Annotated in this window: 7 protein-coding genes; 4 read left to right on the top strand and 3 right to left on the bottom strand. The window is 64.4% G+C overall.

Annotation, left to right across the window (positions count from 1 at the left end; all coding sequences use genetic code 11):
• Positions 1–134: 134 nt before the first annotated feature.
• The 3 genes from GGD62_RS34855 to GGD62_RS34865 all read right to left on the bottom strand — a co-directional run bounded on the left by GGD62_RS34855 (position 135) and on the right by GGD62_RS34865 (position 4,782).
• A complete protein-coding gene (locus tag GGD62_RS34855; RefSeq protein ID WP_092253256.1) occupies positions 135–1,139 on the bottom strand; it encodes a TRAP transporter substrate-binding protein in 1,005 nt (334 codons plus the stop codon).
• A 289-nt stretch (positions 1,140–1,428) separates the two neighbouring features.
• On the bottom strand, positions 1,429–2,991 hold the full coding sequence (locus tag GGD62_RS34860; RefSeq protein WP_018321622.1) for a 2-isopropylmalate synthase: 1,563 nt from the start codon (positions 2,989–2,991) through the stop codon (positions 1,429–1,431).
• 1,527 nt (positions 2,992–4,518) lie between these two features.
• Entirely contained in the window at positions 4,519–4,782 is a 264-nt protein-coding gene (locus GGD62_RS34865; protein WP_049815127.1) for a hypothetical protein, read from the bottom strand.
• Positions 4,783–5,081: 299 nt separating this feature from the next.
• Between GGD62_RS34865 and GGD62_RS34870 the strand changes: the two genes are divergently transcribed.
• From GGD62_RS34870 to GGD62_RS34885, 4 genes are all read left to right on the top strand, one after another.
• Positions 5,082–6,329, top strand: coding sequence for an SMP-30/gluconolactonase/LRE family protein (locus GGD62_RS34870; RefSeq protein ID WP_183712872.1), 1,248 nt, complete (start codon positions 5,082–5,084; stop codon positions 6,327–6,329).
• A 370-nt stretch (positions 6,330–6,699) separates the two neighbouring features.
• Entirely contained in the window at positions 6,700–7,884 is a 1,185-nt protein-coding gene (locus tag GGD62_RS34875; RefSeq protein ID WP_246800400.1) for a calcium-binding protein, read from the top strand.
• Positions 7,885–8,040: 156 nt separating this feature from the next.
• Positions 8,041–10,551, top strand: coding sequence for an excinuclease ABC subunit UvrA (uvrA, locus tag GGD62_RS34880; RefSeq protein WP_183712875.1), 2,511 nt, complete (start codon positions 8,041–8,043; stop codon positions 10,549–10,551).
• Between the two features lie 158 nt (positions 10,552–10,709).
• Positions 10,710–12,020 carry an ABC transporter substrate-binding protein gene (locus GGD62_RS34885; RefSeq protein ID WP_183712878.1) on the top strand — a complete coding sequence of 437 codons (1,311 nt, stop codon included), beginning with the start codon at positions 10,710–10,712 and terminating at the stop codon, positions 12,018–12,020.
• Positions 12,021–12,204 lie beyond the last annotated feature (184 nt).

Here is a 12,204-nt window from a genome sequence, read left to right on the forward strand (position 1 = left end):
AGCGGGCCCTTGCCTGGATTGTAACGCCCGATTTTACCTCCAGCCGCAATCGGAAATCATTCGCAACAAAAAGGCTTCCGTGCAGGCTGCACGGAAGCCTTCGTTCATCGTTCGAAACGATCAGTTCGTCGTGCTCAGTTCGTGGTGCTCTTGGCCTCTTTAAGGAATTCGTCGATCAGCGGCTGGCCGACGCGGCCGGCGGCGTCCTTGTAGACCGGCTCCATTGCCTTGCGCATCGCCTCGTCCTGCTCGGCCGTGAGCTTGATGATCTCGCTCTTGCCGCTCTTCTTGATCTCGGCGAGCGCGTCGTCGTTTTCCTTCTGCGACTGCGCGTTGCTGAAGTCGGTCGCTTCCTTCATCGCCTTGGTGAGCGGATCGCGGATGTCGGCCGGCAGATCGTCCCAGAACTTCTTGTTCACGATCACGACGTAGCCGATGTAACCGTGATTGGTCTCGGTGATGTACTTCTGCACCTCGTGCATCTTCTGGGTATAGATGTTCGACCAGGTGTTCTCCTGGCCGTCGACCACGCCGGTCTGGAGCGCCTGGTAGACTTCCGAGAACGCCATCACCTGCGGCAGCGAGCTGAGCGCCTTGAACTGGGCCTGCAGCACGCGCGAGGACTGGATGCGGAACTTGACGCCCTGATAGTCGGCGGGCGTGATCAGCTTCTTGTTGGCGCTCATCTGCTTGAAGCCGTTGTCCCAATAGGCAAGGCCGGTGATGCCCTTGGCATCCAGCAGCTTGAGCAGCCGCGTGCCGAGCGGGCCTTCCGTCACCTTCCGCAGCGTCTTCAGGTCGGGCAGGATGTAGGGCAGATCGAACACCTCGAACTCGCGGATGCCGAGCGGTCCGAACTTGGAGTTGGACGGCGCCAGCATCTGCACGCTGCCGAGCTGCAGCGCCTCGAGTTCTTCCTTGTCCTTGTACAGCGTCGAGTTCGGATAGACCTCGACCTTGACCTTGCCGCCGGTGTACTTTTCCGCGAGCTCCTTGAACTTCTCCGCCCCCTTGCCCTTCGGCGTGTCGGTGGCGACGACGTGGCTGAACTTGATGATGATCGGCGATTGCGCCGATGCCGGCCCGGCAAGTCCGAGTGCCAGTGCCGCGATGGATGCGGCGATCGCGAAGGTGCGCATAATCTCTCCCTGTTATTATCTAAGCAGCCCGGCGCGCGGGCGGCCAATCCTTATGCCGACAGCATCAATAGCGGCTGGGAGACGCAGCCGCTATTGGCCCTTAGCAGGGCAGGTATTCATGGTGAATGCTGCAAGCGCAGGTGCGCCCCCTCTCCCGCTTGCGGGAGAGGGCTGGGGAGAGGGTGTCTCCGCAACGGGACATTCCCCCAGAGGAGAGAACCCTCACCCGCCGCTTCGCGTCGACCTCTCCCGCAAGCGGGAGAGGTGCAACAACTCGCAGCGGTGCTTCTCAGCTCGCAGCCGCCGTCGTCACATTGTCGCGCTGGCGCTTCATGACGATCTTGTTGAGCGCGCCGAGATAGGCTTTGGCGGAAGCCACCAGCGTATCCGGATCGGCCGCGCGTGCCGTCATCGCGCGTCCCTCCTGCGACAGCCGTACCGATACTTCGGCCTGCGCGTCCGTGCCTTCGGTCACCGCGTGGACCTGATACAGCTCCAGCTTGGCCTCGTGCGGGACCAGGCGCTTGATGCAGTTGAACACCGCGTCCACCGGACCGTTGCCCTCGGCCTCCTCGATCTTGATCTGGCCGTCGACGTCGAGCTTCATGGTCGCGCGCTGCGGGCCATGGGTGCCGGCGATCACGGTCAGCGAGGTCAACTTGATGCGGTCGTGCGAGGCCGCCATCTCCTCGTCGACCAGCGCCTCGATGTCCTCGTCGTAGATGTCCTTCTTGCGGTCGGCCAGCGCCTTCATCCGAGTGAACGCATCTTCCAGCTGGTTCGGGCCGAGCTTGTAGCCCATCTCCTCCAGCTTGTGCACGAAGGCATGGCGGCCGGAATGCTTGCCGAGCACCAGCGAGGACTGCTTCAGGCCGACCATTTCGGGCCGCATGATCTCGTAGGTCGAGGCGTCCTTCAGCACGCCGTCCTGGTGGATGCCGCTCTCATGCGCGAACGCATTCCGGCCGACGATCGCCTTATTATACTGCACCGGGAACGAGGTCGCTGCCGACACCACCTTGGAGGCGCGGGTGAGCTGGGTGGTGTCGATCTTGTTCCAGTACGGGAATTTGTCGTTGCGGACATTGATCGCCATCACGATCTCTTCGAGCGCCGCGTTGCCGGCGCGCTCGCCGATGCCGTTGACGGTGCACTCGACCTGGCGCGCGCCGCCGACGATGCCGGCCAGCGAGTTCGCCACGGCCATGCCGAGGTCGTTATGGCAGTGCACGGAGAACACGGCCTTGTCCGAGTTCGGCACGCGTTCGATCAGCGTCTTCATGAAGTGGGTGTATTCCTCCGGCACCGTGTAGCCGACGGTATCGGGGATGTTCACCGTGGTGGCGCCGGCCTTGATCACGGCCTCGACGATCCGGCACAGGAAATCCATCTCGCTGCGGGTGCCGTCCTCGGCCGACCATTCGACGTCGTCGATCTGGTTGCGGGCGCGGGCGACCATCGCGACCGAGGTCTCGAGCACTTCTTCCGGCGTCTTGTTCAACTTCACCCGCATGTGCAACGGCGAGGTCGCGATCACGGTGTGGACGCGGCCGCGCTTGGCGAACTTCACCGCCTCGGCGCAGCGATCGATGTCGGCCGGGTGGGCGCGCGACAGGCCGGCGATGACGGCATTCTTGGAGCGGCGGGCGATCTCGCTCACAGCTTCGAAGTCACCTTGCGAGGTGATGGGGAAGCCGGCTTCGATGACGTCGACGCCCATATCGTCCAGCAGCTCGGCGACCTCGAGCTTCTCCTCGAAGGTCATGGTGGCGCCGGGGCACTGCTCGCCGTCGCGCAAGGTGGTGTCGAAAATGATGACGCGGTCCTTGTCGGACTTGTTCGCGGTGGCCATTGCAAATTTCCTTTTGAGCTTTTGCGCCGTCAGTCTGCTGGGCGCTTGAGGTGTCCGGTGATCTCGACCAACCCCTGAGCGCCCAGGCGCGTCGCGCCCAGCCGGCCCTCAGGGGCAAGTAAGAAGGAGGCCGCCAATAAGGAGGGTGGGCAGCAGCGCGGCCGGGATCGTGGCGGCGGCCAGAGCCACCTCCCCCGAAATCCCATCGATTTGGCCGCGAATCAGCATTGCCAGACCCTTTTGAGCCCCAAATCCTCGGTCAAAACCATTGACGGTTGGTTGCCGGGAGGCTCAGTGACCCGTTTCTAGACGAGAAATAGCAGCAACTGCAACGCCAAAAGATGGTCAGGTAGCCTGACCTGGTTGCGCCGATCTCGTGTCCCGGACGCGTTGTAACGCACTTGCGTTGCTGCGCAGAGCGGGGACCCAGGGCCGACAGGGCATGATCCGGATGGATGGCCCGGCTCTGCAGCGCACCATCGAACGGGAGGATGCTTCGCATCGCCGGGGACGCTGTGCGGCGTCCGGGGCACGAGAGCGCAGCGTGGCGCACGCTGTCTCCACTTGTCATTGCGATGCTCCAGTGCACATCCCAGCGGCGCTGCCGTAGGGTGGGCAAAGGCGCATCGCGCCGTGCCCACGATCTCCGTCCATAAGCGACAAGGCGTGGGCACGCTGCGCTTTGCCCACCCTACGAGATCGAGTTTGTGGCACGCAGCTCAGCTCACGGACATGCCTTCGCGTCCTCGCGGCGCAATTCGCCCGAGCTTTGCTTGGTCTCGCCACCCTCTAAATCCAAGAGGGCGCAGGGAAGGCCGGGTGCTGGCTCGCACCCGCGGTCTGCTGCGCAATAGGCACACGCAGAAGAACCGCACAGCAGCATACAGGTGTGGCCGATCACTCGGCCTTCCCTGCGCGATGGCTGGACGGCTTATGCCGTGATCTCCCGGGAGCCGACCATTCCTTCTGGCCTCCCTCGCCCCGCGAATTGGATGATGCAGTCTGCCCGGTTGGGCTCGCTCGCACCTTCGCAAGGACTTGACCGTAGCAACGACGGCCAGGACCACACGGTTTTGCCGTACGCGCGGCCCGCCATTTCGCCGCAGTTTTCCCGAGCCCTGTCGACAAAGCCGGAAACTTACAGACGAGACGAAGCCTGGCAGCGCCGTCGTCCGCACGAAGCCTCGGGCTCACAGGGACTACCCGCCCTGCCCGCACCTCTCATGCCGACGCTGCCGCGTCCACCGCAACCCCGGCTCGCGACAGTGACGACACATAGTCGCCCCTCTTGGGTGAGCCGGGATGGGCAAACACATACGTCGAAACCGAATTTCGGTAAAGTGGAATATTTTTGTGCGCATGGATTGACAGAGGGCGACACAGGCTCTCGGCGCCGTAGCCCGGATGGAGCGCCAGCGTAATCCGGGACGGTGCGAGATGCCGGGCGAGCGGCCCCGGATTGCGCTTCCGCCGTCGCTCTTCGAGCTATGGCGGACAAGTCGCTTCATCCGGGCTACGAACTTCGCCCTATCCCGCGCGGCGGGCGCGGGCTCTGCTTTCCCAGCGGTCGAGCATCTGGCCGAGCTCGCCGTTGACCACGGGGACCGCCGTGATGGCGCTCGCGATCTCGTTGGTGTTGGCGGGCGCGTTGGCGGGAAGCCAATCCGGCTCGGTGTATTCGCGCCAGCGGCGGGCTTCCGCACGTCGCTTGCTGGAGATGTAGTCACGCGTGAAATAGCCGGCCGCGAACGCGATTCCCAGCAACACGATCAATACGATGACGCCAGCCACAATCAACTCCGTCCATCGCCCCCGCACGGTTTCTGCGCGGCAATAAGAACGAAATCAAGGCTTGAACTGCGCCGAACGGGCGGCCTGCCGCGCTTTGCCGCAAGCAAATTTTTTGCGTCGATCCGCGGAACATTTTCGCGCCTTGCAAACGGCACAAGGCGGACGCGAAGTGCATTCGAATATGACGGGATTGCGGCCTGCGCGAATCCGATTCCACCCTCGCAACCGGCGCCGGACCGCATTAACCTCCAGTTGCTTGGCCGGATCAACCGGCCAGCGAACATCATTGGGAGGACGCGATGACACGCCAAGAGGCTCGTGACCACACGGCTCGTGACCACGAGCAGCGTGACCAGGATGCTGCGCTTTCACGACGAACGCTTGTCCGGGGGCTTGCGCTTGGCGCCGCGGCCACCGTCGCCGGCCCCGCGCTGGCCCAGACCGGACCCGCCGCACCGCCGACCACCATCACCACGCCGCCACGCGATTTCGGCCCCCACGGCGCACCGACCACTTATTTCTGGGACCCCGACATCATCGCGGTCGATCCCTCCTTCAACGATCTCGCCCAGCCCAACACCGCGATCAAGCGGCTGTACACCGGCCTGCTGTGGGCCGAGGGCCCGGCGTGGAGCGCGCAAGGAAGGTATCTGTTGTGGAGCGACATTCCCAACAACCGGCAGATGCGCTGGAGCGAGGATGACGGCCGCGTCAGCGTGTTTCGCACGCCGTCCAACAATTCCAACGGCAACTCCTTCGACTTCCAGGGCCGCCAGCTCTCCTGCGAGCATTTGACCCGCCGGGTGACGCGCTACGAGCATGACGGCACCGCCACCGTGCTCGCGGACTCCTATCAAGGCAAGAAGCTGAACTCGCCGAACGACATCGCCGCGCATCCCGACGGCAGCTACTGGTTCACCGATCCGCCCTATGGCGGTCAGCTCTACGAAGGCGAGCCGGATGCCGCGGGCGGCCCGAGCAATGCGGGCGGCAAGCTCAATCCGCGGATCGGACAGCCGGCCGGCTTCCAGCCGGGCAAGCGCGAGCTGCCGACCAATTGCTATCGTATCGACCCTTCCGGCCGCATCGACCTCGTCGTCACCGAGGAGCAGGTCCCCGATCCGAACGGACTGTGCTTCTCGCCGGATTACAAGAAGCTCTACGTCGCCTCGACCGGCAAAGGGCCAGGCGATACCGGCCCCGGCGGCAAGGGCGAGATCTTCGTGTTCGATGTCGGCGGGGACAACAAACTCTCGAACCTCAAGAAGTTCAGCGATTGCGTGGTTGACGGCGTGAAGTGCGGGCCGGACGGCGTGCGCTGCGACGTCAACGGCAATGTCTGGGCTTCCAGCAATGCCGGCCGCGCCGTCGGCTATAACGGCGTGACGGTGTGGTCACCGGAAGGCAAGCTGCTCGGCCGCATCCGCCTGCCGGAAGTCTGCGGCAACATCACCTTCGGCGGCCCCAAGCGCAACCGCCTGTTCATGGCTGCCAGCCAGTCGCTCTATGCGGTCTATACGGCAACGCAGGGCGCCGGCCCGGGCTGAGCCGAGAGCGCTGCATCCTGCAGGCTTGCACCGCTCTCGTAGGGTGGGCAAAGCGAAGCGTGCCCACGATCCCCTTGATACGGAACGAGATGGTGGGCACGGCGCTTTGCGCCTTTGCCCACCCTACGGCACTGCTTTCTGCGGCACGATCTGCGGATCGATCGCCGTAAATACCCCTTCGCTTGTGCGTTTCATGACAGCTTAACGACGCGCCCGCTCCGGCGGTTCCGCGGCCGCAATCAAGCTCCATCGCGGGCCAATCTCCGCCATCAAACCAAAGATGATGTGTGACGCGGCAGGGCCGCAGCGCGGTGCGCAGGCATGGCGCTTCGCCTCCGTCCGCGCCGGACAAGAAATTGGGAGTTGCGCGATGCGCCGTATGCCAAACGACACGATCATCGTCAGCGTTGGAAGCCAGGAGCTCGTGATCGCGTTCGGAGACCCCGGTCTACCGGTCGACGGCCATGGCGGTAACGACATCATGATCGCAACAGTCGATGACGGGCCTAGTAGCCTGCTGTTTGTCGGCGACGAGTCGATCCTGGAAGGCCAATCGCATGGCGGCAATGACCTTCTCGTCGCGACGATCCAGGGCCGCTTGCCCTATACGACCTTTGACGGCGACGCGCAGATCATGTCCGGCCAAGCACGCGGCGGCAACGATTTGCTGCACGTCGAGGCCTCGAATGCGATCTATGCGAGCGTCTATCTCTCAGGCGACGCCGAAATCGCCATGACCGGGGATGCCAAGGGCGGCAATGACCTCATCACGGCAGAGATGGGCGACAGATCGTATGGTGCGTTCAGCGGCGATTCCGGATCGCTCATGAGCGGTAACGCCCAAGGCGGCAACGACATCGTCAGCGTGGTCCAGGCCGGCGCCTCTGGCAACATATCGATGTCAGGTGATGCCTTGGTGTCCATGATCGGCGATGCACGCGGCGGCAATGACATCCTCATCTATACGGCCGGCGACGATGCGCGGTCCGGCGGCGCATCACTGCTCGGCGATAGCGGCTACATAAGCGACAATGCCCGTGGCGGGGACGACATCCTGATCGCGGCCGTCGACGGCAATCCCAATTCGACCTCCATCGCGCTCGTCGGCGATGGCTCGCAGATGTCCGGCAACGCACAGGGTGGCAATGATATTCTCTACGGGAGCGATCGCGGCGATTGGCTCTATGGCGATGCACGAGCCTACAACCCGTTCGTAGGCGGCTCGATCACCGGCGGCAGGGATCTGCTGAACGGCGGAGGCGGCAACGATCAGCTCTGGGGCGGACCGAGCAACGATCTGTTCGTGTTCGGGGCAGGCGCGGGCCAGGACGTGATCAACGATTTCGATCAGGGCAACAAGGCGGCGGGCAGCACGATGCTCGAGCATGACGTGATCGATGTGCGGGCCTATGGCTTTGCGGACTGGGGCGCGCTGAAGAGCCTGATCAGCGATGACAGCGCCGGCAATGCGGTGATCCAGTTGACGGCCAACGACACCATCACGCTGGATGGCATCCATGCCGCCGATCTCAACGCCAGGGATTTCATGGTCTGAGGCGCGGCTTGCCGCCGCGACCCAAATCCCTCGCAAGGCCCTTCACTGTCATCGCGGCGGGCCTTGGCTTTGTGCAGAACGCAGCCAGGCCCACTGGCCTCGAAGGACCCATCCTGCGATCTTGCCGTTAATTCCGACGCGGCCTGGAGAAGCAAGATGGACGATCGACCAAGACGACCCGACAGCCTGATGCAGGACGACGGCTTCGTCCGGGTGCGCGGCGCGCGCGAGCACAATCTCAGGAACGTCGACGTTCGCATTCCCCGCAACGCGCTTGTCGTGTTCACGGGCGTGTCGGGCTCCGGGAAATCCTCGCTCGCCTTTGGAACGATCTACGCCGAGGCGCAGCGGCGCTATCTGGAGTCGGTGTCGCCCTACGCGCGGCGGCTGTTCCACCAGATGCAAGTCCCTGAAGTCGACGACATCGAGGGCCTGCCGCCCGCCGTCGCGCTCCAGCAGCAACGCGGGGCGCCGACGACAAGGTCATCCGTCGGCAGCGTCACCACCATCTCGAACCTGCTGAGGATGCTCTATTCCCGCGCCGGCGATTATCCGCGGGGACATCCGATGCTCTATGCAGAGGCGTTCTCGCCGAACACGCCCGAGGGGGCGTGCCCGACCTGCCACGGCATCGGCAGGATGCTCGACGTTACCGAGAAGTCCATGGTGCCCGACGACACCAAGACGATCCGCGAGCGCGCCGTCGCGGCCTGGCCGAGTGCCTGGCAAGGGCAGAACCTGCGGGACATCCTGACGACGCTCGGCTACGACGTCGACAAGCCCTGGCGCGAGCTGCCGAAAAAGGACCGCGACTGGATCCTGTTCACCGAGGAGCAGCCGACCGTTCCTGTCTATGCCGGCTACGACGCGGCCGAGGTCAAACGCGCGCTGCGCCGCAAGGAGGAGCCAAGCTACCAGGGCACGTTCACCGGCGCCAAGCGCTACGTGATGCAGACCTACGCCAAGTCCGAGAGCGCGATGATGAAGCGCCGTGTCGCGCAATTCATGATCACGCGGGATTGCCCGACCTGCCACGGCAGCCGGCTCAAGCCCGAGGCGCTCAAGGTCAGGTTCGCACGCCTCAATATCGCCGAGATGTCGCATTTGCCGCTCAAGCAGCTGCAGGAGCTGGTCGAGCCGTTCGCAAAGACTTCGACGGACAGATCGGAGAAGGCCGTCGTCGCCAGGCGCATCTGCGAGGATCTGTCGGCGCGCCTCGCCGTTCTGCTCGACCTCGGCCTTGGCTATCTCGCCTGCGAGCGCAGCACGCCGACGCTGTCGCCGGGCGAATTGCAACGGCTGCGCCTTGCGACGCAGGTTCGTTCGAACCTGTTCGGCGTCGTCTACGTGCTCGACGAGCCGTCCGCGGGCCTGCATCCCGCCGACACCGAGGCGCTGCTGCGGGCGCTGGACCGGCTGAAGCACGCCGGCAACTCGATCTTCGTGGTCGAGCACGAGATCGAAGTGATCAGGCATGCCGACTGGCTGGTGGATGTCGGGCCTGACGCGGGCGACGGCGGCGGGCTCATCCTCTACAGCGGGCCGCCGGCAGAGCTCGGTCAGATCGAGCAATCGCGCACCGCCCACTATCTCGCGCATCCCCGCAAGCAGCTGCCGACGGCGCGCCGCGAGCCGAAGGGCCATCTGAAGCTCAGGGGCGTATCCCGCAACAACCTTCGTGGTCTCGACGTCGATATTCCGCTCGGCATCCTCGCCAGCATCACCGGCGTGTCGGGCTCCGGCAAATCGAGCCTGATCAGCCAATTCCTCGTCGAGGCCGTCGCCGGGCATCTCGGCCATACGCTCGCGGACGAAGCGGACGACGACAGCCTCGCCGCAAGGGTCGAGACCTTGGGCGGCAAGATTGTTGCCGGCCTCGACCGGATCGGCCGCCTCGTCGTGGTGGACCAGAAGCCGATCGGGCGCACGCCGCGGTCCAACCTTGCGACCTATACCGGCCTGTTCGACCATGTGCGGCGGATGTTCGCGGCAACGCCGCAGGCAAAGTCCCGCCGCTACGACGCGGGACGCTTCTCGTTCAATGTCGCGAAAGGCCGATGTGCGACTTGCGAGGGCGAGGGCTTCGTCTGTGTCGAGCTCTTGTTCCTGCCCAGCGTCTATGCGCCCTGCCCGACCTGCAAAGGTGCGCGCTACAACGACAAGACGCTCGAGGTGACAATCCGCGGGAAATCGATCGCGGATGTGCTGGCGATGCGCGTCGACGAGGCCTTCGACTTCTTCGAGGGCGATGCCGCGCTGAGCCGGTCGCTCTCGGTCGTGCGCGAGGTCGGTCTCGGCTATATCCGCCTCGGCCAGTCCGCCACCGAATTATCCGGTGGCGAAGCCCAGCGGATCAAGCTGGCGACCGAGCTGATGCGTCCGCAACGCGGCCATACGCTTTATGTGCTGGACGAACCGACCACAGGGCTGCATCCGCGGGATGTCGAGCGGCTGATCGCCCAACTCGACCGGATCGTGGACGCCGGCAACAGCGTGGTCGTGGTCGAGCATGACATGGACGTCGTCTCTCACAGCGACTGGATCATCGATCTCGGTCCCGGCGCCGGCGACGAGGGCGGACGCATCGTCGCATCGGGAACGCCGGATCAGGTCGCAAGGGCCGGCGGAAAGACCGCGCCTTATCTGGCGCGGCGCTTGAAGCAGTGACGCGCGATCTCGCCGGGCCTCACCGTCATTTCGCATTTGCGTTCTATGGCGCAGCTGACAGACCCGACTTTCGCGATGTTGACTTTCCTCCGTCCCGCTCCCCATACTTCGCAAAAAAATAACAACCAGCCATAAGAACGGTTTTGAGGGAGGATAGGATGCCGACTTCACGCAGGCAGCTGCTGAAGGGTACGGCGGCTGCCGCCGCCACACTCAGCCTCGATTGGACACGGGCCCAGGCGCAGGCCGAGAATTTACGCATCGGCCTGATCTACGACCTCACCGGCCCGTTCGCCGCCGGCGGCTCGGTCGCCTCCTCGGTCGGCGCGCAGATCGCCATCGACCTCGTCAACGAGAAGGGCGGCATCGGCGGCAAGACCAAGATCGTGCCGGTTGCGGCGGACTCGCAGAGCAAGGCGGATGTTGCGATCAACGAGGCCGAGCGGCTGATCAGCCAGGAAAAGATCGACATCATCAACGGCGTCTATTCCAGCGCGCATGCGGTGCCGATGGCGGCGAAGGTCGAGCAGCAGAAGAAGATCCTCTGGATCACGACTGCGGTCTCGACCGCCGTGTTCAAGGACAAGAATTTGCAATACGTGTTTCGCGCGCAGATCCATTCCGACCAGTACGGCCAGGCCTTTGCCGGCTTCATCGCCGAGCACGCGAAAGCCAAGCTCGGCATGGAGGCGAAGGACGTCAAGGTCGCGCTGATCCACGAGGACGGCCCCTATGGCGTCGGCGTCGCCGCGGCCGACGAGGCCTATGCCAAGCAGGCCGGCATCCAGATCGTGCTGCGCGAGGGCTATTCGGCTTCCGCGCCCGACCTCTCGGTGCTCGTCACCAAGATCAAGCGCGCCAAGGCCGACGTGATCTCGCATGCCGGCTACAACCCCGATATCACTTTGTTCCTGCGGCAGGCGCGCGAGAGCGGATTGCGCTTCAAGATGCTGTTCGGGGCCGGCGCCGGCTACAGCCAGCTCGACAAGCTGCGCGCCACCTTCGGTCCCGACATCGACAATTTCTGCAACATCGACCCGGTGCCGGCGCAGCTGCTCGACGCGGCGAAGCTCGCGCCGGGCATGGGCGAGCTGATCAAGACCATGGTCTCGCGCTACCAGGCCAAGACCGGCGCCACCGACGTGCCGCCGCACTGCTCGATGGGCTTCAACCAGACCTGGGTGCTGCTCAACGACGTGCTGCCGGTGGCCAAGGAGAAGTACGGCAGCTTCGAGCCGGAGGCGATCCGCAAGGCCGCGCTCGACGTCGACATCCCCGCCGGCGGCACCATCCAGGGCTACGGCGTCAAATTCTTCCCGCCGGGCACGCCGCTGTCCGGCCAGAACGAACGCTCGACGCCGGTGGTGATGCAGAACGCGGGCGAGCACATCTCGGTGGTGTGGCCGACCAACATCCGCACGCAAGACCCGGTATTCCCGCTGCCGAAAGGATCGACCTACGGGACGTAGGGGCGATGCGGACGGTGCCCCCTCTCCCCTTGTGGGCCTGTTGCGTAATTCGCCAGTTGTGATTCCCTAGGGCAAAGCCTTGGAGGTATCGATGGCGGTGAAGCGGACAGGACAGCCGAGCTTTGTGGAAGCGCTGATGCCGAAGGGCGCCGGCGCCAATGCGGCGCTGGATCGGTTGGCTGGC

The organism is Bradyrhizobium sp. ERR14 (genome assembly GCF_014198235.1).
Classification (GTDB): Bacteria; Pseudomonadota; Alphaproteobacteria; order Rhizobiales; family Xanthobacteraceae; genus Bradyrhizobium.